25 protein-coding genes and 1 pseudogene are annotated in these 21,514 nt (G+C 70.0%); 15 read left to right on the forward strand and 11 right to left on the reverse strand.

Annotated elements, in window-relative coordinates:
- Positions 1-14 precede the first annotated feature (14 nt).
- Complete coding sequence (gene nagB / locus AB0M62_RS12920; protein ID WP_366074204.1) at positions 15-797, reverse strand: glucosamine-6-phosphate deaminase; 783 nt, start codon at positions 795-797, stop codon at positions 15-17.
- A 139-nt stretch (positions 798-936) separates the two neighbouring features.
- On the opposite strand from nagB, the gene AB0M62_RS12925 reads away from it, so the two are divergent.
- Complete coding sequence (locus AB0M62_RS12925; protein ID WP_366074205.1) at positions 937-1,989, forward strand: SIS domain-containing protein; 1,053 nt, start codon at positions 937-939, stop codon at positions 1,987-1,989.
- A 343-nt stretch (positions 1,990-2,332) separates the two neighbouring features.
- On the forward strand, positions 2,333-3,799 hold the full coding sequence (locus AB0M62_RS12930; RefSeq protein ID WP_366074238.1) for a PAS domain-containing sensor histidine kinase: 1,467 nt from the start codon (positions 2,333-2,335) through the stop codon (positions 3,797-3,799).
- A gap of 158 nt (positions 3,800-3,957) precedes the next feature.
- On the opposite strand, the gene AB0M62_RS12935 is transcribed toward AB0M62_RS12930, so the two are convergent.
- Together AB0M62_RS12935 and AB0M62_RS12940 are read right to left on the reverse strand one after the other, a co-directional pair.
- Positions 3,958-4,215 (reverse strand): WhiB family transcriptional regulator, encoded by a 258-nt coding sequence (locus AB0M62_RS12935; protein ID WP_003953983.1) that lies wholly within the window; start codon positions 4,213-4,215, stop codon positions 3,958-3,960.
- 318 nt (positions 4,216-4,533) lie between these two features.
- On the reverse strand, positions 4,534-5,502 hold the full coding sequence (locus AB0M62_RS12940; protein ID WP_366074206.1) for a diacylglycerol kinase family protein: 969 nt from the start codon (positions 5,500-5,502) through the stop codon (positions 4,534-4,536).
- 92 nt (positions 5,503-5,594) lie between these two features.
- Here AB0M62_RS12940 and AB0M62_RS12945 point away from each other — a divergent pair, with 92 nt between their 5' ends.
- Positions 5,595-6,053, forward strand: a complete 459-nt coding sequence (locus AB0M62_RS12945) for a hypothetical protein (RefSeq protein ID WP_366074207.1) — start codon at positions 5,595-5,597, stop codon at positions 6,051-6,053.
- Between the two features lie 18 nt (positions 6,054-6,071).
- On the opposite strand, the gene AB0M62_RS12950 is transcribed toward AB0M62_RS12945, so the two are convergent.
- The 3 genes from AB0M62_RS12950 to AB0M62_RS12960 form a co-directional block, all read right to left on the reverse strand.
- Positions 6,072-7,013, reverse strand: a complete 942-nt coding sequence (locus AB0M62_RS12950; RefSeq protein ID WP_366074208.1) for an RNA polymerase sigma factor SigF — start codon at positions 7,011-7,013, stop codon at positions 6,072-6,074.
- Entirely contained in the window at positions 7,010-7,423 is a 414-nt protein-coding gene (locus AB0M62_RS12955) for an anti-sigma regulatory factor (RefSeq protein WP_307661212.1), read from the reverse strand. Before AB0M62_RS12955 ends, AB0M62_RS12950 begins: the two co-directional genes overlap by 4 nt.
- A 232-nt stretch (positions 7,424-7,655) precedes the next feature.
- Complete coding sequence (locus tag AB0M62_RS12960; protein WP_366074210.1) at positions 7,656-7,916, reverse strand: UBP-type zinc finger domain-containing protein; 261 nt, start codon at positions 7,914-7,916, stop codon at positions 7,656-7,658.
- A gap of 47 nt (positions 7,917-7,963) precedes the next feature.
- Here AB0M62_RS12960 and AB0M62_RS12965 point away from each other — a divergent pair, with 47 nt between their 5' ends.
- Positions 7,964-9,565 carry a Na+/H+ antiporter gene (locus AB0M62_RS12965; protein WP_366074211.1) on the forward strand — a complete coding sequence of 534 codons (1,602 nt, stop codon included), beginning with the start codon at positions 7,964-7,966 and terminating at the stop codon, positions 9,563-9,565.
- On the opposite strand, the gene AB0M62_RS12970 is transcribed toward AB0M62_RS12965, so the two are convergent.
- From AB0M62_RS12970 to AB0M62_RS12980, 3 genes are all read right to left on the reverse strand, one after another.
- Positions 9,538-10,515, reverse strand: a complete 978-nt coding sequence (locus AB0M62_RS12970) for a pyridoxal-phosphate dependent enzyme (RefSeq protein WP_366074212.1) — start codon at positions 10,513-10,515, stop codon at positions 9,538-9,540. The two genes, AB0M62_RS12965 and AB0M62_RS12970, sit on opposite strands and share 28 nt — an antisense overlap.
- 224 nt (positions 10,516-10,739) lie before the next feature.
- The gene (locus AB0M62_RS12975; protein WP_366074213.1) at positions 10,740-11,330 is read right to left on the reverse strand and encodes an N-acetylmuramoyl-L-alanine amidase; all 591 of its coding nucleotides are present in this window, start codon (positions 11,328-11,330) and stop codon (positions 10,740-10,742) included.
- Positions 11,331-11,484: 154 nt separating this feature from the next.
- A complete protein-coding gene (locus AB0M62_RS12980; protein ID WP_366074214.1) occupies positions 11,485-11,718 on the reverse strand; it encodes a hypothetical protein in 234 nt (77 codons plus the stop codon).
- A 236-nt stretch (positions 11,719-11,954) separates the two neighbouring features.
- Between AB0M62_RS12980 and AB0M62_RS12985 the strand changes: the two genes are divergently transcribed.
- The 9 genes from AB0M62_RS12985 to AB0M62_RS13025 all read left to right on the forward strand — a co-directional run bounded on the left by AB0M62_RS12985 (position 11,955) and on the right by AB0M62_RS13025 (position 18,827).
- Positions 11,955-13,367: a family 2B encapsulin nanocompartment shell protein gene (locus AB0M62_RS12985; RefSeq protein WP_366074215.1), complete on the forward strand. Its 1,413-nt coding sequence runs from the start codon at positions 11,955-11,957 to the stop codon at positions 13,365-13,367.
- A gap of 142 nt (positions 13,368-13,509) precedes the next feature.
- On the forward strand, positions 13,510-14,538 hold the full coding sequence (locus AB0M62_RS12990; RefSeq protein WP_366074239.1) for a family 2 encapsulin nanocompartment cargo protein polyprenyl transferase: 1,029 nt from the start codon (positions 13,510-13,512) through the stop codon (positions 14,536-14,538).
- 157 nt (positions 14,539-14,695) lie between these two features.
- A complete protein-coding gene (locus tag AB0M62_RS12995) occupies positions 14,696-14,842 on the forward strand; it encodes a hypothetical protein (protein ID WP_366074216.1) in 147 nt (48 codons plus the stop codon).
- Positions 14,843-14,880: 38 nt separating this feature from the next.
- A complete protein-coding gene (locus AB0M62_RS13000) occupies positions 14,881-15,474 on the forward strand; it encodes a GNAT family N-acetyltransferase (protein WP_366074217.1) in 594 nt (197 codons plus the stop codon).
- Between the two features lie 126 nt (positions 15,475-15,600).
- Positions 15,601-16,176 (forward strand): dihydrofolate reductase family protein, encoded by a 576-nt coding sequence (locus AB0M62_RS13005; RefSeq protein WP_366074218.1) that lies wholly within the window; start codon positions 15,601-15,603, stop codon positions 16,174-16,176.
- A gap of 43 nt (positions 16,177-16,219) precedes the next feature.
- The gene (locus AB0M62_RS13010; protein WP_366074219.1) at positions 16,220-16,420 is read left to right on the forward strand and encodes a hypothetical protein; all 201 of its coding nucleotides are present in this window, start codon (positions 16,220-16,222) and stop codon (positions 16,418-16,420) included.
- 144 nt (positions 16,421-16,564) lie between these two features.
- On the forward strand, positions 16,565-16,981 hold the full coding sequence (locus AB0M62_RS13015) for a YciI family protein (RefSeq protein ID WP_366074220.1): 417 nt from the start codon (positions 16,565-16,567) through the stop codon (positions 16,979-16,981).
- Entirely contained in the window at positions 16,978-18,225 is a 1,248-nt protein-coding gene (locus AB0M62_RS13020; protein WP_366074221.1) for a sigma-70 family RNA polymerase sigma factor, read from the forward strand. The genes AB0M62_RS13015 and AB0M62_RS13020 overlap by 4 nt, the downstream gene beginning before the upstream one ends.
- A 143-nt stretch (positions 18,226-18,368) precedes the next feature.
- The gene (locus AB0M62_RS13025) at positions 18,369-18,827 is read left to right on the forward strand and encodes a peroxiredoxin (protein ID WP_366074222.1); all 459 of its coding nucleotides are present in this window, start codon (positions 18,369-18,371) and stop codon (positions 18,825-18,827) included.
- Positions 18,828-19,024: 197 nt separating this feature from the next.
- On the opposite strand, the gene sodN is transcribed toward AB0M62_RS13025, so the two are convergent.
- Positions 19,025-19,420, reverse strand: a complete 396-nt coding sequence (sodN, locus tag AB0M62_RS13030; protein ID WP_215095254.1) for a superoxide dismutase, Ni — start codon at positions 19,418-19,420, stop codon at positions 19,025-19,027.
- Positions 19,421-19,526: 106 nt separating this feature from the next.
- Between sodN and sodX the strand changes: the two are divergent.
- Positions 19,527-19,856, forward strand: a pseudogene (sodX, locus tag AB0M62_RS13035) (nickel-type superoxide dismutase maturation protease); the annotation flags it as partial.
- Positions 19,857-19,873: 17 nt separating this feature from the next.
- Here sodX and AB0M62_RS13040 read toward each other — a convergent pair.
- Positions 19,874-20,527: a CGNR zinc finger domain-containing protein gene (locus AB0M62_RS13040; protein ID WP_366074223.1), complete on the reverse strand. Its 654-nt coding sequence runs from the start codon at positions 20,525-20,527 to the stop codon at positions 19,874-19,876.
- Between the two features lie 82 nt (positions 20,528-20,609).
- On the opposite strand from AB0M62_RS13040, the gene AB0M62_RS13045 reads away from it, so the two are divergent.
- The gene (locus tag AB0M62_RS13045) at positions 20,610-21,371 is read left to right on the forward strand and encodes a class I SAM-dependent methyltransferase (protein ID WP_366074224.1); all 762 of its coding nucleotides are present in this window, start codon (positions 20,610-20,612) and stop codon (positions 21,369-21,371) included.
- Positions 21,372-21,514: the final 143 nt, after the last annotated feature.

Consider the following 21,514-nt stretch of genomic DNA (forward strand, 5'->3'; position numbering starts at 1 on the left):
CTTCGTACCGGCTGTTACAGCCCCTGCCAGGCGGGCTTCGCGGCGTAGGTGGCGCGGAAGTAGTCCGCGAGCTTCAGCTTTGCCGCCGCGGCCTCGTCGACCACGACCGTCGCGTGCGGGTGCAACTGCAGCGCGGAGGCCGGCACCAGGGCGGAGACAGGTCCTTCGACGGACTGGGCGACGGCATCGGCCTTGCCCTCGCCGGTGGCGAGCAGCACCAGATGACGGGCCTCCAGGATGGTCCCGATGCCCTGCGTGATGACGTGGTGCGGCACCTCGTCGGGGCTGTCGAAGAACCGGGCGTTGTCTTCACGGGTCTGCTGGGTGAGGGTCTTGATCCGGGTACGGGAGGCGAGCGAGGAGCACGGCTCGTTGAAGCCGATGTGCCCGTCGGTGCCGATGCCGAGCAGCTGGAGGTCCACGCCGCCGGCCTCGGCCAGCGCGCGGTCGTACGCCTCGCAGGCGGCCTGGACGTCATCGGCGGTGCCATCGGGGCCGATGAAGGAGCCTTCGGCCAGCCCGAGCGGTTCGACGACCTCGCGCAGGACGACCGAGCGGTACGACTCCGGGTGCCCGGCGGGCAGGCCGACGTACTCGTCGAGCTGGCAGATGCGGGCGTGCGAGGCGTCCACGGTGCCGGACCGGACCCCGGCGGTCAGGGCCTGGTAGACGGGCAGCGGGGTCGAGCCGGTGGCCACGCCGAGCAGAGCGTCGGGCTTGCGGCTCAGCAGGGCACCGATGGCCTCCGCGATGAGTTGGCCGCCTGCCTTTGCGTCCGGGACGATGACAACTTCCACGCTGGGCCTGCCGATCTGGAGAGTGGTCTCATGTGGTATAGACCAATCTAGCAGAGGTGGCGTGGCGTGTGCGGAGATGGTCGACTGGGACCGCTCCCTCCCGGAACGTGTGCACCGTCAGCTACTTGGAGGCCCCAGCATGTCTGCCAGCGAGCAGCCGGGCAGGATCATGGCCGGCGAGATGGCCGAGCAGCCCGCGGTACTGCGCCGCATCCTCGAGCAGGGAGCACCCAGGATCCGTGAGGCCGCCGAGCGCATCACGGCGAAGCGTCCGCGTTTCGTGCTGCTCACCGCCCGCGGCACGTCCGACAACGCGGCTCTCTACGCGAAGTACCTCCTGGAGGTGCGACTCGGCCTGCCCTGCGGTCTGACCTCCATGTCCACCACGACGGCGTACGGCGCGAAGCCTCAGCTGGCCGACGTACTGGTGATCACGGTCAGCCAGTCCGGGGGCTCGCCGGACCTGGTCGCATCCACCAAGGCGGCGCGGGAGGCCGGTGCGATCACCCTCGCGGTCACGAACAACGCGGACTCGCCGCTCGCCGGGGTCTCCGAGCACCACATCGACATCCTGGCGGGCCCCGAGAAGGCGCTGCCGGCGACGAAGACGTACACGGCTTCCCTGCTCGCGCTCTACCTGTTCGTCGAGGGCCTGCGGGGCGGTGACGGTTCGGCTGCCGAGGTGCTGCCCGGGCTCGCCGAACAGATCCTCGGCCGCCAGGCGGAAGTGCGGGCGCTGGCCGCGCGGTACCGGTTCGCCGAGCGCATGGTCATCACCTCGCGCGGCTACGGCTATCCGACCGCGAAGGAGGCCGCGCTGAAGCTCATGGAGACGAGCTACATCCCGGCCCTGGCCTACTCCGGCGCGGACCTCCTGCACGGTCCGCTCGCGATGGTCGACAACATCTCCCCGGTCATCGCCGTCGTGCCGGACGGCAAGGGCGGCGAGGCCCTCCAGCCCGTTCTGGACCGGCTGCGCGGCCGCGGCGCCGACCTGGTGGTGGTCGGTCCCCGGGCTCAGGTCGAAGCGGCGTCGGCGGGCTTTGCCCTGCCCACGGAGGGCGTCGCGGAAGAGGTGCAGCCGGTCCTGGAGATCCTGCCGCTCCAGAGGCTCGCGTACGAGGTGACGATCGCCCGCGGCCAGGACCCGGACGCACCCCGGGCGCTGGCCAAGGTCACCGAGACGCGCTAGGGCGGCTCCTTCGGCGCCCGCGGAACGGCCCCGGAAACACCCGCGGGCCGCGGCGCCGGGACGGGACCCTCAGCCCGTCCGGCACCGCAGCCCGGAGTTGACCGGCCGGCGGGTGTGCGTTCCCGCGGCCGTATGGAGGACCCGCGCAGTCAGGGCAGAGAGCGCCGGTTACCTCGGTCCGCCCTCCTGTGCGGGGAGGGCGGAGGCTTTACCTGTTCATTGTGGACTAGACCATTCTTCGGTGTCCATGCGTGTGACGGCTCAATCTACCCCCGCTTCTCCGAGGCACGTACCGCAGGCCCGGCCGGTTCGATCCGCGGGTACGCTCGCAGACGTGCCCTCCATGAACGACCTCGTCCGCCAGCACACCGCTCTGAGTGACACCGACCTCGAGTGGCTCCACCTGCTGGTCTCGGAGTGGCAACTGCTCTCCGACCTGTCCTTCGCCGACCTCGTCCTGTGGGTCCCCACCATGGACGGGACCCGCTATGTCTCCGTGGCGCAGATGCGGCCGAACACCGGCCCCACCTCCTACCAGGACGACATGGTCGGCCATCTGGTTCCCCGCGGCCGTCGCCCGCTCCTCGACGCCGCTCTCGACGAGGGCCGGATCGTCCGCGAGGGCGACCCGGAGTGGCGCGAGGAGGTCCCCGTGCGGGTCGAGTCCATCCCCGTGCGCCGGGAGGGCCGGGTCCTCGGCGTCATCGCACGCAACACGAACCTGCTGACGGTACGCACCCCCAGCCGGCTCGAACTGACCTACCTGCAGAGCGCGTCCGACCTGGCCCAGATGATCGCCGCCGGGTCCTTTCCCTTCCCCGGCGACCAGGTCGACATGGACGCCTCGCCACGCGTCGGCGACGGCCTCATCCGTCTCGACGCCGACGGGCTCGTCCAGTACGCCAGCCCCAATGCCCTCTCCGCCTACCACCGGCTCGGCCTCGCCTCCGACCTCGTGGGCCAGCACCTCGGCCGGGCCACCGCGGAACTCGCCCCGTCCCGCGGCCCGGTGGACGAAGCCATGGTGAAGCTGGCGAGCGGCTGGGCCCCCAGGGAGACCGAGGTCGAGGGCAACGGCGGGGTGATCCAGTTGCGTGCGATCCCGCTCAAGCCCAAAGGCACCCGGATCGGCTCACTCGTACTCTGCCGGGACGTCACCGAACTGCGCCGTCGTGAGCGTGAGTTGATCACCAAGGACGCCACCATCCGCGAGATCCACCACCGGGTGAAGAACAATCTTCAGACGGTTGCGGCCCTGTTGCGTCTGCAGGCCCGCCGGATGGACTCCGAACAGGGCCGGGAGGCGCTCAACGAGGCGGTCCGCCGCGTCGGTTCCATCGCGATCGTCCACGAGACGCTCTCGCAGAACCTGGACGAGCGCGTCGAGTTCGACGAGATCGCCGACCGGGTGCTGGCGATGGTCTCCGAGATCTCACCCGGCATGGTCAGCTGCCGCCGGACGGGCCGCTTCGGAATCCTGGACGCCGAAGTCGCGACTCCGCTGTCCATGGTGCTCACCGAGGTACTCCAGAACGCCCTCGAGCACGCGTTCGCGCCGGGGGAGAGGGGCACGGTCGAGGTGTCCGCGGTGCGGGGCGGCTCACGCGACGACGCGCGGCTGTTGATCACGGTCCAGGACGACGGCTGCGGACTGCCCGAGGCCTTCGACCCGCAGCGCACCGGCAATCTGGGGCTGCAGATCGTGCGCACGTTGGTGGAGGGTGAACTCGGCGGCTCGTTCGACATGGTTCCGGCGCCGGACCGCGGAACCCGGGTCGTCCTCGACGTCCCCGTCCAGGCCGAGAAGTGAGCCGGCGCCGGCCGGCACAGCAATGAGCCCCGGACCATGGTGTGGTCCGGGGCACATTGTCACGTTTCTGAGCGCTTCGGGGTACTGCGCGCTGCGGCTCGGGGCGGGTGGTGCGTACTCGCTGTACGCGCCGCCGGGCTCAGGCTCGTAGCGGGGTGTCAGGCGCTGGCGTTGCGCGCCCGGTTGCGAGCGGCGCGGCGCTTCATTGCGCGGCGCTCGTCCTCGCTGAGGCCACCCCAGACGCCGGAGTCCTGGCCGGACTCGAGCGCCCACTGCAGGCACTGCTCCATGACGGGGCAGCGGCGGCAGACGGCCTTGGCTTCCTCGATCTGCAGCAGCGCAGGACCGGTGTTGCCGATGGGGAAGAACAGCTCGGGGTCTTCCTCACGACAAACGGCGTTGTGACGCCAGTCCATGGCTGCTACCTCTCCTTGGTATTACATGCAGATTGCTTGTGAATGTGAACGCTTTCACGAATCCCCCCGCAACGGAAGGGCCGACTGACCAGTCGCCTGGCGTGGTCCTGGGTTTTGAGGTGGGGTTCTGGCGCTCTGTGGGGCCGATGTTGCGGGCCGTCCCGAGCGCCATGTAGAGATTCGCAAACCTCGGCGGCGGATACAACCCCTTGCGGAAAGTTTTTTTTGATTCCTCGGTGTCGGCTAGGTCACAGCCGTACTTCTATGGGGTGGATGCCAGCCTAAACGTTCGAGTGAAAGGCCGTCTGGCCCTTCTACTCACACAATCACACGCAGTGCACGGCGAACGCCTGTGAACGTCACGCTCGTACGCAGTCCGAGGTGGTCACCATCCATCTGGAACGGAAGCGGCACCTTGGAATTCAAGGTGAAGTCCGTCTGATCGTGCAGAGAGAGGGCGTGCTTGCCGTGCGGGCCGCGCTCGGGGCTCGAAGTGAGCAGCTGGGTGGCGTAACGCGCCCCCGCGGGGGTGGACAGTCTGCTCAGCGCGAGCACGTCCAGGGCAGTGTCGAAGGAGGCCTCCGGGGACGCGTACACCGGGCGATTGCCCAGGTAGGTCCAGGGGGAGGTGTTGCAGATTATGGACAGCACGAGGTCGGCCACCGGGTCCGAACCGGGCCGCTCCAGCGTGATCGCGCCGTGTCGCCGGTGGGGGTCCTCGAGGAACTGGCGTACCACCTGGCGCACGTACAGGGCGTGCGTGGATCTCTTCCCGCGCTCCCGCTGCTGTTCGACCCGGCCGACCACGCCCGCGTCGAATCCGAAGCCCGCGCAGAAGGTGAACCAGCGCGCCGGGACCGATTCGTCCTCCGTGCCCGGCGTGCCGGCGGCCAGGCCCAGTCCTACCGTCTGCTCGCGACGCTCACGCAGCGCGTCCAGGAGCGCGCCGGTCGCCTCCACCGCGTCGTTGGGCAGCCCCAGTGCGCGAGCGAAGACATTGGTAGAACCGCCCGGGACGACCGCGAGCCCGGGGAGCCGTTCCGGATCCGGGCCGTCGTGCAGCAGCCCGTTCACGACCTCGTTGACCGTCCCGTCGCCACCGAGAGCGACGACCAGCTCGGTGTCCGCGCTTTCCGCCGCCCGCCGGCCCAGATCGCGGGCATGGCCCCGGTACTCGGTGGTCACGACCTCCAGCTTCATCTCGCTGGCCAGGGCGTGGATGAGTACGTCACGCGTGCGCGCGCTGGTGGTGGTTGCCGCCGGATTGACCACGAGGAGTGCACGCATGCGCGTCAGACTACCTACCGTCGGGTACCTGGCCCAGCCCGGTCCAGGGACCGGACCCCTCTCGGGCCGCGTGCCGCGGCTACGCTTCTGGGGTGAGTACTGAGCAGACCCCCGCCCCCACCGGACCGTCCCCCGGGCTCCGTCCTGGCGGTACCCCGCCCGCCCGGCTGACCGCCGCGGCCGCGCTCACCGCGCTCGAGGGCATCGCCCTCGCAGCCGTGGGGGTGTACCTCCTGGTCATGGGACTGCTCGGCGATCCCGACTCGGCGCAGCAGGCCGAGACGGGCGGCCTGACGCTGATCGCCCTCGCCGTGATCCCGCTGGCCGCCGCGCGAGGGCTGCGACTGTGCCGGCGCTGGAGCCGCGGTCCGGCGCTGATCATGCAGCTGATCGCGGTCCCGGTCGTCTGGACGCTGGTCCAGACCGGCGGCGTGATGACCGCCGCCGGGATCGCCCTCGGCGTGGTCGCGGCGGCCGTGCTGGCGCTGCTCGTGAACCCGACGGCCACGCGGGCACTGGGCATCGGCCCCCGGGACCCCCGGGGCGCGTAGGTCCGGTCCGCTGCTCGGCTACTCCTCGACCAGCAGCTTCTCGCGCAGCTGCGCGAGAGTGCGGGCCAGGAGGCGCGAGACGTGCATCTGGGAGATGCCGACCTCCTGAGCGATCTGTGACTGGGTCATGTTGCCGAAGAACCGGAGCAACAGGATCCGCTTCTCCCGTGGCGGGAGATCCTCCAGGAGAGGCTTCAGCGACTCGCGGTACTCGACGCCCTCCAGCGCCTCGTCCTCGGCGCCCAGTGTGTCCGCCACCGCCGGCGACTCGTCGTCCGTGTCCGGCACGTCCAGCGAGAGCGTGCTGTACGCGTTCGCGGACTCCAGGCCCTCCAGGACCTCTTCCTCGGAGATACCCAGGCGCTCGGCCAGCTCGTGGACCGTCGGGGACCGGCCGTGCTGCTGGGAGAGCTCCGCCGTGGCCGTCGTCAGGGCGAGCCGCAGCTCCTGGAGCCGGCGCGGCACCCGCACCGCCCAGCCCTTGTCGCGGAAGTGCCGCTTGATCTCACCGACGACGGTCGGGGTGGCGTACGTCGAGAACTCGACGCCCCGCTCCGGATCGAAGCGGTCCACCGACTTGATCAGGCCGATCGTGGCGACCTGGGTGAGGTCGTCCAGCGGCTCACCACGGTTGCGGAACCGGCGCGCGAGGTGCTCGACGAGCGGAAGGTGCATGCGCACCAGCTGGTTGCGCAGCTGGGCCCGCTCGGGCGAACCGTCGGGCAGCTTGCGCAGCTCGATGAACATCGCACGCGCTCCGCTGCGGTCGCGCGGATCGTGCTGCTGCTCGTTGTGATGCTGGTGCTCGCTCATGGGGCCCGCCCGCTCTGCCTGCTCCGCCGAGTCCGAAAAGCCGTCTACCGGGTGCGGCCGGGCCTGCTGCTCCGGGATGCCCTCCGGGGCGTGTAGCACCCGTGGGATGCGTTCGTCGTTCCGCACCGGACCTTCCCCGTCCCTCACGCCGGCCCGGGTCCCGCGCCGCGCTGTTTGTAGAGGCTGATGCTGACCGTACGGTCTTCGGCGACCGTCGAGTCGACCTTGCCCGCCAGGGCGGAGAGCACCGTCCAGGCGAAGGTGTCACGCTCCGGCGCGCGGCCGTCCGTCGTCGGGGCCGAGACCGTCACCTCGAGCGAGTCGTCGACGAGACGGAAGACACAGCTGAGTACGGAGCCGGGAACGGCCTGCTGGAGCAGGATCGCGCAGGCCTCGTCGACGGCGATGCGCAAGTCCTCGATCTCGTCGAGGGTGAAGTCCAAACGCGCCGCGAGGCCGGCCGTGGCCGTACGCAGCACCGACAGGTAGGCACCCGCAGCGGGCAGCCGGACTTCCACGAAGTCCTGGGTCCCGGGCTCGCCTGCGATCTGGGACACCCTCACCTCCAAGGTGGTACAAGCTCTTTTCCGGGCCCAGGAGTCGCCCCCCGGGCCGGTACAGCACGATGTTCGCCGGTGACGCTATCGCGATCCGAGCCGTCCTGTCGCGGGCCCCGTTGTCGCCGGGCCCTGCCGCTGTCACTCATGGTAAGTCTACGGGTACGGACAGTGGCTAGGGGTCTGCGGGCCCAATTGCGAAGAACAGGCGGAGGGTTGACGTACCCAGGCGTCAGACGATCGAACCGTCCACAAAACACCAGCGCCATTCCTCTCCCGGCTCGAAGCTCCGAATGACGGGATGCCCGGTCTCCCGGAAATGGCCGCTCGCATGCCGCATGGGCGAGGAGTCGCAGCATCCCACATGCCCGCAGACCAGACAGAGCCGCAGGTGGACGGGGTGGCTACCGGCCTTCGCGCACTCGAGACAGGTGTCGCCGAGCGGCACCGGTTCGGGGCGCGGCAGTTCGGGAACATGCATGCACTCGCTCATGATGGCCAGGTTACGACGGACCTGTGGAGAAGGACGGGGCTCGGCCGATGGACGTATTGCACCTGGTGGCGTTGGTGGCGGGGAGCGCCGCCATCGCCGGAGCGGCCCGCAGGACGCCGGTGCCGGCACCGCTGCTGCTGGTCGCCGCCGGGCTGCTGGCCTCGTACGTGCCGGGCGTTCCGGAGTACGCGCTCGAGCCTCATATCGTGCTGCCGCTGTTGCTGCCGCCCCTGCTCTACACCGCCGCGGTCGACAGCTCGTACCTGGACCTGCGGGCCAATATGCGGCCCGTCGCCCTGCTGTCGATCGGCTATGTGCTCTTCGCGACCCTGGTCGTCGGGTACGCGGCGCACCTGATCATCCCTGGGCTGCCGCTCACGGCGGCGCTGGTGCTGGGCGCGGTGATCGCCCCGCCCGACGCCGTGGCCGCCACCGCGATCGCGCGCAAACTCGGGCTGCCGTCGCGCATCACCACGATCCTCCAGGGTGAGTCCCTGGTGAACGACGCGACCGCGATCACCGCGTTCAAGGTCGCCGTGGCCGCCGCGGTCGGGGAGAGCGCAGGCTGGGGCGGCGCGATCTCGGAGTTCCTGATCGCGGCGGTCGGCGGGGTAGCGGTCGGGCTGCTGCTGATGGTGCCGCTGCACTGGCTGCGTACGCATCTGAAGGAGCCACTGCTCCAGAACACCCTCTCGCTGCTGATCCCCTTTGTCGCGTACGCGGCGGCAGAGCGAGTGCATGCCTCCGGAGTACTCGCCGTGGTCGTCGTCGCCCTGTACCTCGGGCACCGGGCCTGGCAGGTCGACTTCGCGACCCGGCTGCAGGAGGCGGCGGTCTGGAGAATGGTCGCCTTCGTCCTGGAGTCGGTCGTGTTCGCGCTGATCGGACTCCAGCTGCCGGTGGTGCTGGACGGGCTCGGCGCGTACGAGGGCCTGGAAGCGGCCTGGTACGCGGTCGCCGTTTTCCTGGCCGTGGTGGTGTCGCGGTTCGTCTGGGTGTTCCCGGCCGCCTTCCTGCCCCAAGTCCTCTCCAACCGGATCGGGCAGCGGGAACCGGATGTCGACTGGACCGCCCCCATCATCGTCGGCTGGGCCGGGATGCGTGGGGTGGTGTCGCTGGCGATCGCTTTCTCGATCCCGACGATCGTGAACGGCGAGGAGTTCCCCCAGCGCAATCTGATCCTCTTCCTGACCTTCACGACCGTCATCGGCACCCTGGTCGTGCAGGGACTCACGCTGCCGTCTCTGATCCGGCTGCTGAAGCTGTCCGGGCGTGACGAGCGCGCCGAGACACTGGTCGAGGCGCAGGCGCAGAGCGAGGCCTCGCGGGCCTCGGAGCAGCGGCTGGAGGAGCTGCTGGCCGATGAACGCAACGCGCTGCCGCAGCCGCTCGCGGACCGGCTGCGCACGGTGCTGGAGAGGCGGCGCAACTCGGTGTGGGAACGGCTCGGCCCGGTCAACGAGGTGACGGGGGAGTCGGCCGACGACACCTACCGGCGGCTGTCGGCGGAGATGATCGGCGCCGAGCGCGCGGTCTTCGTGGACCTGCGGGACCAGCGGCGGATCGACGACGAAATGCTGCGGACGCTGCTGCGCCGGCTGGACCTGGAGGAGGCGTCGGCCTACCGGGAAGCGCCCGGCTCCGGCTGACCTGTGATCACCGCGGCAACGGTGGCACCGCGGGGGAAGGCGCCCTCCTCGGTGAGGGTGGTGAGCGCGTACAGCATCTTGGCGACGTACACACGCTCGACGCGGAGCCCGTGCCGGGCCTCGAAGTCCGCGGCAAAGCTTGCGAGTTCGGGTGTCGTGCGGGCGTAGCCGCCGAAGTGGAAGCGTTCGTCGAGGGACCAGTCGCCGGTGGGGGCACCGAATGCGGCGTCCTGGAGCGTACGTATCCCGGCGCCGAGGAAGCCGCCCTTCAGGACAGGGACGCCGATTGCCCGCTGGCCCGGTGCCAGGCCCGCGGCCAGGCCGGCCAGCGTGCCGCCGGTACCGCAGGCGACGGCGACGACTTCCGCCAGCCCGCTCAGTTCGCGGCCGAGCTCGGCGCAGCCCTGCACGGCCGGCACATTGCTCCCGCCCTCGGGTATGAGGTGAAGTTCGCCGGCCTCCCCGGCGGTGGCCGCACGGAGGATGCGGGACAGAACCTCCGGTTCCGCCTTGCGGCGGTAGGCCGTGCGGGTGATGAAGTGCATACGCATGCCGTTCGCCACGCACTGAGCCAGCGACGGGTTCGGCGGACGGTCCGCCAGTTCGTCGCCGCGTACGACGCCGATCGTCGCGAAGCCCAGCAGCCGGCCCGCGGCGGCGGTTGCCCGCAGGTGGTTGGAATAGGCCCCGCCGAACGTCAGGAGGGTGCGCGCGCCCGCCTCGGCGGCGGCCCGCAGATTCGGTGCCAGCTTGCGCCACTTGTTGCCGAGAGGGAACAGCTCGGCCGGTCCGAGCGCATCGGTGTCCCGCGGCAGGGACGAATGAATGAGGTCGTCCCGCTTGAGCAGCAGCCGCACGCCCCGGCGGGCGAAGCGCTCGTCCCGGACCTCCTGCAGGGGGGACGGCGGACGGGGCGCAAGCGCGGTGGCGAGAGCTGCGGGGTCGTTCACCCGTCCATTGTCGCCACCGGAAGGGCAGGGCTCCACAGCTCCCGGCCAGCTCCCGAACCGTTCGGACCTGTGCCGCCGCCCTGGCGGCGTGAGCGCAACAGGGGCGAACCGGGCGGTGAAGCGCTCGTCCTCGGCCGGCTGTGGCGGCGCGGGGCAGTCGCGGCCGCAGCGCGGCGAGGCCGGGCGCTTTCCGGGGCGTCACCCTGTCGTTGTCACTTCAGCCGTCACTTCAGGCGCTCGTGGATGCGCGCGCGCATCGAATTCATCGTGAAGCCGCGCGGGTCGATCTTGCCCGGCTGCCATTCGAGATGGCCGATGACCGACCTCGCGGTCCAGCCGTGGTGGCGGCAGATCGCTGCCGATGCCTTCTCGATCGCTTCGAGCTGGGCAGTGGGCCACGGGTCCTTGCCGTCGCCGAGGTTCTCGCACTCGAAGCCGTAGAAGTGGCGGTTTCCGTCGGTGTTGGCCTCGTTGTCCGGGGGGAGAGCCTTCTCGGCGATGACGGCGCGCAGTACGTCGTCGTCGCCCAGCCCCGCGTGGTTGGCGCGTCCGTAGCCGACGAGATGGACTCTGCCGTCCTTGGCAATCACCCCGTGGCACAGCGGCCCGGGCAGGGAGGCATAACCGTCCCGGCAGATACGGACGGTGTTCGCTGTTCCTTTGGTGACCGTGTGATGGATCATCACGCCGTGCACCGGGCCCCAGGGCCCCTTGTGATTGCGGTTGTGGGTACGCCATTCACCGACCTGGACGACGGTCAGTCCTTCGTCACGGAGTACGTCGAGGAATCTGCCGGCGGACATGGGTGGGGCCATGGCCGTCTCCTTTGCGGGGCGCGACGGCCGCCGAACGCGGACCGCCTCGTACCGCTGCTTGTACCCGGAATGCAGACGTCCGGTACATCCTGTTCGGACACTGAACAAGCCGACCCGGTCATCCCCCGCTGCCCTGGCGCTGTCTGGCGGCGCGTCAGCCGCGCAGGCACCCGTCCCCATGCGTGGCGATGTGGTTCTCGACGGCCTGCAGCGCCTGCAGAGTGGCCCGCGGGTCACCGTTGCCGCGCTGCTCCGCGTAGTAAGCCGCGCCCAGTCTCCTGAGGAGGTCGTGCCCGGCGCGCTGCGCCTGTACTTCGTCCAGTTTCTGCTTGCCCTGGGTGAGGCCTCGCTGTGCCTGCTCCTTGGCGCGGTCGAGGAATCCAGCCATCGCATGTGCTCCTGACGGTCGTTGCTGAGTTCGGTACGTGCGGGCCGTGCGGGCCGTGCGGGCCATGCGGGATCAACGGCCGACTGGATGACGCGGTTCCCGCGTACTTCCGGCCGGTCCGGTCAAGGTGCCCCGCCCGGCCCCGTCTAGTCCCACTCATTTGTGTAATGGCGCGCTGACTCTCTGTCCTGGAAGGCTTCCTATCGCAGGTCAGAGCGTGATCGAAAGGGAGATACATGTCGGTCGAGGCAGGTTCCGAAGTCCGCGAGGGGCAGGCACAGCCGCAGCGCAGTCTGGGCACCGCAGCCGCGCGGAACTTGGCAACCACCACCAAGTCCGCGCCGCAGATGCAGGAGATCACCTCGCGGTGGCTGCTGCGGATGCTCCCGTGGGTGCAGGTGCAGGGCGGCACGTACCGGGTGAACCGCCGGCTGAGCTACTCGGTCGGTGACGGGCGCGTCACGTTCATCAAGACCGGGGATCAGGTGCGGGTGATCCCCGCGGAGCTCGGCGAACTGCCGGTCCTCCGTGACTACGAGGACCAGGAGGTGCTCACCGAGCTCGCCCAGCGCTGCCGGCAGCGGGAGTTCGCACAGGGTGAGACGCTGACCTCCTTCGGCAGCCAGTCCGACGAGGTGTTCCTGCTCGCGCACGGCCGGGTCGAGAAGGTGGGCCCCGGTCCGTACGGAGAGGACGCGGTGCTGGGCGTGCTCGCGGACGGCGCGTACTTCGGCGATCAGTGCCTGGCCGACCCGGACTCCATCTGGGAGTACACGGCCCGTGCGGCGACTGCGGGCACTGCCCTCGTGCTGTCCCGGCAGGACGTGCTGACGCTGGCGGACCGGGTGGAGTCGCTGTCCCGCCATCTCGATCACTTCCGGTCCATCCCCGCCCAGCGGACCAACAAGTACGGCGAAGCCGCGATCGACCTCTCGGCGGGCCATGTCGGCGAGGCGGTGCTGCCGGGCACGTTCGTGGACTACGAATCGGCGCCGCGGGAGTACGAACTGAGCGTCGCCCAGACCGTGCTGCGCATCCACAGCCGGGTGGCCGACCTCTACAACCAGCCGATGAACCAGACCGAGCAGCAGTTGCGGCTGACGGTCGAGGCCCTGCGTGAGCGCCAGGAGCACGAGCTCATCAACCACCGGGAGTTCGGCCTCCTCAACAACTGCGAGTACGAGCAGCGGATCCAGCCGCACGACGGCGTCCCCAGCCCTGACGACATGGACGAACTGCTCAGCAGGCGACGTGGCTCGAAGATGTTCCTCGCCCACCCGCGGGCCATCGCCGCGTTCGGCCGTGAGTGCAACAAGCGCGGGCTGTATCCGGACAGCGTGGAAGTCGCGGGCAACCACGTACCGGCATGGCGCGGGGTTCCGATCTTCCCCTGCAACAAGATCCCGATCAGTGATGCTCGTACGACCTCGATCCTCTGCCTGCGAACCGGCGAGGCGGAGCAGGGAGTCATCGGTCTCCACCAGACCGGCATCCCGGACGAGATCGAGCCCAGCCTCTCGGTGCGCTTCATGGGCATCAGCGAGCAGGCGATCATCTCCTATCTGGTCACGGCCTACTACTCGGCCGCGATCCTCGTGCCGGACGCCCTGGGTGTCCTGGAGAACGTCGAGATCGGCCGCTGGCGCTAGGCCTGTCCGAGAAACGGACACGGGTGCGGGCGGGAGGCAGGAGGCCGGCCCCGAGGCGACCCTGCCCGCTCCCGCCCGGAACGTCCGTGGAGACCTCGTACGACATCGGAAATACCCGCTGGGGAGGGACCGCACGTTGGCCATGACGGAAGCCGCCACCGAAGGGCACGAGGCCGCGGCACTGCTTGAGCGCACCAGAATCGCCGTCAACCCCGAACTGCGGGGCACAATCGAGACATTGCCCGGTTCGATACGCCGTGTCGCCATGTACCACTTCGGCTGGGAGCACGCCGACGGGTCGCCTGCTGCGGGGCAGGCCGGCAAGGCCATCCGGCCCGCGCTCGTGCTCGCCGCGGCGCAGGCGCTCGGCGGGCAGTCCCGCCAGGCCGTACGGGCCGCGGCCGCGGTGGAGCTGGCACACAACTTCACCCTGCTTCACGACGACGTCATCGACGAGGACTCGATGCGCCGGAACCGCCCGACCGCGTGGACGGTGTTCGGCACGCCGGACGCGATCATCGCCGGGGACGCGATGCTCGCCCTCGCGTTACGGCTTCTCGCCGAGGACCCGCATCCCTCGGCCCCGGAGGCATCGGCACGGCTCGCGGCCTGTGTGATCGAGCTGTGCGCCGGCCAGCAGGCGGACTGCGCGTTCGAGGAGCGTGCCGAGGTCAGCCTCGACGAGTGCATCACCATGGCCATGGCCAAGACGGGTGCGCTGCTGGGCTGTGCCTGTGCTCTCGGGGCGCTGTACGCCGGCGCCGGCCGGGAGGAGGTCGAGGCGATGGACGCCTTCGGGCGGGAGGCCGGCCTCGCCTTCCAGCTCATCGACGACCTGATCGGCATCTGGGGCGACCCGGAACACACCGGGAAGCCCGCCGGCGCCGACCTCGCCGCCCGGAAGAAGTCGCTGCCAGTGGTGGCCGCGCTGACCTCGGGCACTCCGGCCGCGGCGGAGCTGGCCGCGCTGTACGCCGGCCCGATGGCCACCGCGGACATCCCCCGCGCCGCCGAGGCGGTCGACAGGGCGGGCGGCCGGGACTGGGCCCAGATCCATGCCGCCGACCGGATGGCTCGCGCCGTCCATCAGCTTTCCCGGGCGGTACCGGACCTCGGGGCCGCGGGAGGACTGCTGGCCCTGGCGGAGTTCGTGACTCGCCGGAGCCGCTGAAAAGCGGCCCACTCGATGCGGTACCAAGTGGCCCGGATCACGGCCCACGCACCTGGGTCAGTCCGCCGACGCGAGGCAGATCGGCTGCGACCTCGCACCGGCCGGCAGGCAAGGGCAGTACCGGGGCTTCTTCGGTACGGGCGTCCCGGTGGCCAGAATGCTCGGACCGCTCCTGCTCAGCACGCTGATCGTCGGCTGGGGTGTGCCCGGCCGGCTGCTCCTGGGCGGTCTGTTCCTGGCGGCCGGGCTTGCTACGGGGCCCGCCGTGGCCTGGGCGGCTCGCAGCAACTCTAATATCACGTAGGCGAGTTGAATCCGACCGCGTGACTGAGGGGACTGACCATGGAGCTGGAGATACGCCAGGCGGGGGAGAGCGACCGGGCGGCGGTGACCCGGTTGCTCGACGAGGCGTTCATGGACGACCCGGTGAGCGGCTGGGTCTTCCCCGACGAGGAGCACCGCCGCCGCGTGCACGGCCTCTTCCTCGGAGTGTTCGTCGATGTTGCTCTGAGCGAGGGGCGGGTGGACCTGGCGGCGGACGGGTCCGCGGCCGCACTCTGGCTGAGGGTTCCGGCGGGCGAGCCGGAAGGGGAGGACGACACTCCGTCCCGGATGCGTGAGACGGCGGATCCGGACAACGAGCGGGCCGAGCTGGTCGGCCGGCTGACCGGCGCGGTGCACCCGACCGCCGAGGCGCACGAATACCTGCTGATGATCGCCGTCTCCCCGGACCGCCAGGGCGAGGGGCTCGGTACGGCCCTGATCGCACCCGTACTCGAGCGCTGCGACCGCGAGGGCATACCCGCGTATTTGGAGGCGAGCAGCACGCGCAGCCGAAGGCTCTACGAGCGACTTGGCTTCGAGCCCACCGGTACGACCGTGGACCTCCCGGACGGGCCCCCCATGTTTCCGATGTGGCGCAAGCCGCAGGGCTGATCACCGCACCGCCGGGGTCGTGGCGAAAAGCCTTGCCCAACCACTGCGTATGCAGCACTATGAGTGCAGTGGTTCGGGCAATGCTCCCGCGACCACGGCCATGTCGCCGGAAACAGAGGACTCGGCTTGCGGAAGCTCACGTACTACATCGCGATCTCCATAGACGGCTTCATCGCCGGGCCCGAGGGGGAGGTCGACGACTTCCCCGTCAGTGAGGAATACACGGAGTACACCCGGACGGAGTACCCGGAGACCCTCCCGACACATGTGCGGCGCATCCTCGGCTGGGAGGACGCGGAGAACGTCCACTTCGACGCCCTGGTGATGGGCCGCGGGACGTACGACCCGGCCCTGAATATCGGCATCACGGATCCGTACGCCCACATCCGTACGTTCGTCGCGTCACGCAGCATCGAGAAGTCTCCCGACCCGGCGGTGGAGATCATCTCCGGCGACCTGGTCACCAAGGTGCGCGAGCTCAAGCGGGAGGACGGGCTCGGGATCTACCTCGCGGGCGGCGCCGCCCTTGCCGGGCAGCTGTTCGACGAGATCGACGAGCTGCACGTGAAGACCTACCCGATCGTCCTCGGCTCCGGCATCCCGATGTTCTCGGCCGGCTTCAACCCCACCGGCTTCGAGACGCGCTCCAGCCGGGTGTTCGACAATGGGCTGATCTTCACGCGATACACCAGGAAGCCGTGACCGCCGGCTGTCCGACTCCCCGGTACGGGCCTACCGTGGAGGCATGGTCAGCAACAAGCGTGAGACCGGGCAACAAACCGGGCACGTCTGCCCGGCCTGCAAACAGCCGGTCGAGACTGTCATCAAGCGGCGGAAGATCCTCGGTGCCTTCGTGCCGGTCTGGGGTCCGGGCCCCTGCGAGAACCCCGACTGCCCCGCGCATCCGCAGGAGCAGCACCGGACGGAGCCCGAGCCTCACTCGTGAGGCCGTTCCGCAGGTATCTTCACGACCGCCGCACGTGACGCCCTCCTGATGTGGATCAGGCCTGTCCTGTCGAGAATGGACCGACGGCTCCGACGTCCCATGCGAGAGGCCCCAGTGGGCAACGAGCAGAAGGAGTGACAGGCCATGAAGTACATGCTGATGGTTCTCGGGAGGCAGGCCGACTACGACGCCATGGGCGGCGCGCCCAGCGAGGGCAGTCCGGCATGGACCGAGCAGGACCTCAAAACGATGTTCGAGTACATGGGAGCGCTGAACAACGACCTGGCCGAAGCCGGGGAGCTGGTCGACGGGCAGGGTCTGGCCGAGCCCAAGCAGGCCCGCCTCGTCACCGCCGCCGCCGACGGCACGCCGGTGGTGACCGACGGTCCGTACGGGGAGGCCAAGGAAGTCCTCGCCGGCTACTGGATCGTCGACGTCCCGGACTTCGCGCGGGCCGCCGAGATCGCCGCACGCGCCTACCAGTGCCCGGTCCCGGAAGGCGCCCCGAACTACCCGGTCGTCGTGCACCCCGTCGGCGAAGCGGGTGGGACCGAGATGTGAGGAGCGATCCCTCCTCGCCGACCGAGGACCTGCTGCGCCGGCTGGCGCCGCAGGTCCTCGGTGCGCTGGTGCGGCGGTACGGTCACTTCGACGCCGCCGAGGACGCCGTACAGGAGGCACTGCTCGCCGCCGCGCAGCAGTGGCCCCGGCGGGGGAGGCCTGAGAACCCGAGGGGCTGGCTGATCAGGGTCGCCTCGCGGCGGCTCATGGACCAGCTGCGAAGCGAGGAGGCACGCAGGCGGCGTGAGGAGACGGCCGTGGCGATGACCCCGCGCGACGAGTTCGAGACGCCGCCGCCCGGCGAGAGCCGCGCCCCCGCCGAGGACGACACGCTGGCGCTGCTCTTCCTGTGCTGCCATGCCGAGCTCTCGGCTCCGGCGCAGATCGCCCTTACCCTGCGCGCCGTCGGAGGTCTGACGACGGCGGAAGTCGCCCGCGCTCACCTGGTGTCCGAGGCGACGATGGCGCAGCGCATCAGCCGGGCAAAGAAGCGCGTCAAGTCCTCCGGGGTTCCCTTCGGCATGCCGCCGGCGGAGGAACGTGCCGAGCGGCTGGCAGCCGTGCTGCAGGTGCTCTACCTGATATTCAACGAGGGCTACACCGCCACCTCCGGTCAGGAGCTGCTCCGCAGCGACCTCGCCGCCGAGGCGATCCGGCTCACCCGCGCGGTCGACCAACTGCTGCCCGGCGACGGGGAGGTGGCCGGGCTGCTCGCGCTGATGCTGCTCACCGACGCCCGCCGTCCGGCCCGGACCGGCCCCGACGGCTCACTCATCCCGCTGGCCGAGCAGGACCGCGCGCTGTGGAACCGGACCGCCATCGACGAGGGCGTCGCCCTGGTCAGCGACGCGCTCACGCACACGCGGCTCGGCCCGTACCAGCTGCGGGCCGCGATCGCCGCCGTGCACGACGAGTCGGAGCGGGCCGAGGACACCGACTGGGACGAGATTCTCGCCCTGTACGAACTGCTGGTCCGGCTCGCGCCGGGCCCGATGGAGAGCCTCAATCACGCGGTGGCTGTCGCGAAGGTGCGCGGGCCGCAGGCGGGTCTCGCCATGCTCGAGGCGCTGGACGAGGACGGCCGGCTGGCCGGCCACCACCGGCTCGAGGCGGTACGCGCCCACCTGCTGGAGATGGCGGGCGAAGAAGCTGCGGCCCGCGCCGCCTACGCGACGGCCGCGGGGCGGACGCTGAGTGTTCCGGAGCGGCGTTATCTCCAGAGGCGGGCGGCGCGGCTGGCTTGAGTCGGCCGGGGCCACTCGGGGCCGCGCGAACGGGGCTCGGGTCGAGTTTGTTTCGGGCTGACGTTCTCGGTGCCTTCGTACGTCCGTACAGTGGCGCGCAGCCTTTCCGACCGACCCGACCCCTCTCCACAAGGCAGGTACCGATGAACGTGGGCGCTGTGGCAGCGGACTTCGAGCTTCCGGACGAAACGGGCACACCCCGCCGGCTGAGCGAGCTGCTCGCCGACGGACCGGTCGTGCTCTTCTTCTACCCCGCCGCGATGTCACCGGGATGTACGGCCGAGGCATGCCACTTCCGCGATGTAGCGGGCGAGTTGAAGGCGCAGGGGGCCCAGCCGGTCGGTATCAGCGGTGACTCGGTGCAGGCGCAGGCCGAGTTCGCGGACAAGCACTCCCTCGGCTACCCGCTGCTGGCGGACCCGGACGGCACGGTGCGTGAACAGTTCGGGGTCAAGCGCGGGTTCAGCCTGGTCCCCACCAAGCGCGTCACCTTCGTCATCGACACCGATCGGCGCGTGCTGGAGGTCGTCAGGAGCGAGCTGCGGATGAGCGTCCATGCGGACCGCGCCCTGGAGGCGCTGCGACGCCGCGCCTCGGCCTGAGCGGAGCCGGCGTCGGTGCACGGCGTGAGGCGGCTCGGCGTGAGGCGGCTTCACGCGCCGGGAGCGAGGCCGAGAGGGCACGCTCAGGCGGCGTACCGGAGGCGGCGTTACGGGCGGCCGGGAACGCCGACAGCACCCGGCTCCGCGCGGATGCCAGGTGCTGTCGGTTTCGGTGTCGGACGACGTGACCAGGAAGGTCAGGCCTTCTTCGTCTCCCAGAAGATCTTGTCAATCTGGGCGATGTAGTCCAGCGCCTTCTGGCCCGTGGCCGGGTCGGTCGAGGCCTTGGCGGCGCTGAGCGCCTTCAGGGCGTCGTTGACCAGCTGGTGCAGCTCCGGGTACTTCTCGAAGTGCGGGGGCTTGAAGTAGTCGCTCCACAGCACCGAGACGTGGTGCTTGGCGAGCTCGGCGCGCTGCTCCTTGATGACCGTCGCGCGGGCCCGGAAGTGCGGGTCCTCGTTGGCCTGGAACTTCTCCTGGACGGCCTTGACCGACTCGGCCTCGATACGGGCCTGGGCCGGGTCGTACACGCCGCACGGGAGGTCGCAGTGGGCGCTGACCTTCACCTTGGGGGCAAACAGGCGGGAAAGCATTGAGCTGTCCTTCCTCGTGATCGTCTTCTCAGGTGGGACATTACTCCGTGAGAGACCTGTTTTCGCGGGCGCCCCCGTGGGCTTAGGACAAAAGTCCAGGGTCAGTATGGGACTGGTGGCCGAACACACGGAACGGACCGGGAGGTGCCGGATGACGGATCAGAAGCGGGAGCCGATGAGACCGTTCGGGGTCGCCGAGGTGATGGGGCTCTCCATGGTTCCGACCCTCCTGCACGGCGATCAGCTGCTCGTCCATTACGGAACGGATCTCAGGGCCGGTGACGTGGCCGTCCTGCGTCACCCGCTGCAACAGGACCTGCTGATCGTGAAGCGGCTGGTCGAGCGGCGCGAAGGCGGCTGGTGGGTCCTCGGCGACAATCCGGACGCCGAGGGAGACAGCCGGGTGTTCGGTACGGTGCCTGCCGAGCTGGTGCTGGGACGGGTACGGGCCCGCTACCGGCCGGTCACGCCCGGCCGCCGGCGCTCGGTGGGGGTGGTGCTGTCCTGGCTGGTCTCGGCGGTGAGGCCGGTGCTCGCCGACCGCTCCGTCTCCAGGCGTTTGCGCGCCCGGTAGGCGGCGACGTTCGCGCGGGTGGCGCAGCGGTCCGAGCAGTAGCGCCGGGAGCGGTTGGTCGAGGTGTCGAGGTAGGCGTTGCGGCAGGGCGCTGCCTGGCAGAGGCCGAGCCGGTCCGCGCCGTGCTCCGTGAGGTGGAACGCGAGCCCCATGGAGGCGATGGCGGCGTAGCCTGCGGTCGCGTTGGAGGGGTGGTCGGCGAGGTGCATGTGCCACTTGGGGCGGCCGTCCTCGTCCTTGTAGTCGTGCCCGGAGATCTGCGGGCTGACCGGGAACTCCAGCAGGAGTGAATTGAGCAGGTCGACGGCGAGGACTTCGTCGCCCGTATCGGCCGCCTCGAAGACCGCGCGCAGGCGGGCCCGTACCGAACGGAAGCGGGTGACGTCCGCGTCGGTGGCCCGCCGGGCCGCCTGAGAGCTGGCGCCGAACAGGTCACGGACCGCTTCGACCGAGGTCAGGGCGTCCTTGTTGCGGGCCGGCTCCTCGCTGTTGACCAGGCGCACGGCGTAGTCCGAGTAATAGGCCAGTTCCACTTGTAGTCCTTACGGCGGCGGTCTAGAGTTTCAGTAACGGTTGATACTGCTTCGAGGGTATTACGCGGCGGAGGGGTTCGGAATGACGGAGACGGCTGCCGGGACCGACTGGCAGGCATGGCAGGACAGCTGGGACCGGCAGCAGGAGTGGTACATGCCCGACCGTGAAGAGCGGTTCAGGGTGATGCTGGACATGGTCGGGGCACTGGTGGGGCCGGAGCCCCGGGTACTGGATCTCGCTTGCGGTACGGGAAGTATTACGGACCGGCTGCTCAAGCGGTTCCCGAAAGCCGTCAGTACGGGGGTCGACCTCGACCCCGCGCTGTTGACCATCGCGCAGGGGTATTTCGCGGGGGACGAGCGGGTCACCTTCGTCACCGCGGATCTGAAGGATCCCGAGTGGACGCGGAAGCTGCCGTACGAGTCGTACGACGCGGTACTCACGGCGACCGCCCTGCACTGGCTGCACCTCGATCCGCTCGCGGCTCTGTACGGGCGGATCGGCGGCCTGGTGCGCGACGGCGGTGTGTTCATGAACGCCGACCACATGATCGACGAGTCGACGCCCCGGATCAACGCGGCGGAGCGGGCCACCCGGCACGCCGGCATGGATGCCGCCAAGGCGGCCGGCACGCTCGACTGGGCCGAGTGGTGGGCGCTCGCGGCCCAGGACCCCGACCTCGCGGTGCCGACCGCCGAACGCTTCGCGATCTACGGCGAGCATGCCGACGGGGAGACCCCTTCGGCGGCCTGGCACGCAAGCACTCTGCGCGCTTCCGGCTTCGGGGAGGCGCGGACGGTCTGGGCGTCGCCGTCGGACGCGCTGGTGCTGGCGGTGAAGTAACCACGTACGAAGAGGCGGGGGGGGGCCGTGGGCCCGGCCCCCCGCCCGGGGGGGGGTTTGGGTGTGTGGTAGACCAAGGAGGGGGTGGCCCAGGTGGGGTGGGGGGGGGGGTGGGTGTGGGGTGGTGGGGGGGGGGGGGGGGG

This window comes from Streptomyces sp. NPDC051219 (genome assembly GCF_040682335.1).
Lineage (GTDB): Bacteria > Actinomycetota > Actinomycetes > Streptomycetales > Streptomycetaceae > Streptomyces.

Excerpts from the sequence above, each read along its gene's own strand:
- AB0M62_RS13010 (WP_366074219.1), top strand. The coding sequence starts at position 16,220 with ATGGTCAGCAACAAGCGTGAGACCGGGCAACAAACCGGGCACGTCTGC.
- AB0M62_RS13045 (WP_366074224.1), top strand. The coding sequence starts at position 20,610 with ATGACGGAGACGGCTGCCGGGACCGACTGGCAGGCATGGCAGGACAGC.
- AB0M62_RS12925 (WP_366074205.1), top strand. The coding sequence starts at position 937 with ATGTCTGCCAGCGAGCAGCCGGGCAGGATCATGGCCGGCGAGATGGCC.
- AB0M62_RS12935 (WP_003953983.1), bottom strand. The coding sequence starts at position 4,215 with ATGGACTGGCGTCACAACGCCGTTTGTCGTGAGGAAGACCCCGAGCTG.
- AB0M62_RS12965 (WP_366074211.1), top strand. The coding sequence starts at position 7,964 with ATGGACGTATTGCACCTGGTGGCGTTGGTGGCGGGGAGCGCCGCCATC.
- AB0M62_RS13015 (WP_366074220.1), top strand. The coding sequence starts at position 16,565 with ATGAAGTACATGCTGATGGTTCTCGGGAGGCAGGCCGACTACGACGCC.
- sodN (WP_215095254.1), bottom strand. The coding sequence starts at position 19,420 with ATGCTTTCCCGCCTGTTTGCCCCCAAGGTGAAGGTCAGCGCCCACTGC.
- AB0M62_RS13000 (WP_366074217.1), top strand. The coding sequence starts at position 14,881 with ATGGAGCTGGAGATACGCCAGGCGGGGGAGAGCGACCGGGCGGCGGTG.
- AB0M62_RS12985 (WP_366074215.1), top strand. The coding sequence starts at position 11,955 with ATGTCGGTCGAGGCAGGTTCCGAAGTCCGCGAGGGGCAGGCACAGCCG.
- AB0M62_RS12960 (WP_366074210.1), bottom strand. The coding sequence starts at position 7,916 with ATGAGCGAGTGCATGCATGTTCCCGAACTGCCGCGCCCCGAACCGGTG.
- AB0M62_RS12995 (WP_366074216.1), top strand. The coding sequence starts at position 14,696 with ATGCTCGGACCGCTCCTGCTCAGCACGCTGATCGTCGGCTGGGGTGTG.
- AB0M62_RS12990 (WP_366074239.1), top strand. The coding sequence starts at position 13,510 with ATGACGGAAGCCGCCACCGAAGGGCACGAGGCCGCGGCACTGCTTGAG.
- AB0M62_RS12975 (WP_366074213.1), bottom strand. The coding sequence starts at position 11,330 with ATGGCCCCACCCATGTCCGCCGGCAGATTCCTCGACGTACTCCGTGAC.
- AB0M62_RS13025 (WP_366074222.1), top strand. The coding sequence starts at position 18,369 with ATGAACGTGGGCGCTGTGGCAGCGGACTTCGAGCTTCCGGACGAAACG.
- AB0M62_RS12940 (WP_366074206.1), bottom strand. The coding sequence starts at position 5,502 with ATGCGTGCACTCCTCGTGGTCAATCCGGCGGCAACCACCACCAGCGCG.
- AB0M62_RS12980 (WP_366074214.1), bottom strand. The coding sequence starts at position 11,718 with ATGGCTGGATTCCTCGACCGCGCCAAGGAGCAGGCACAGCGAGGCCTC.
- AB0M62_RS12930 (WP_366074238.1), top strand. The coding sequence starts at position 2,333 with ATGAACGACCTCGTCCGCCAGCACACCGCTCTGAGTGACACCGACCTC.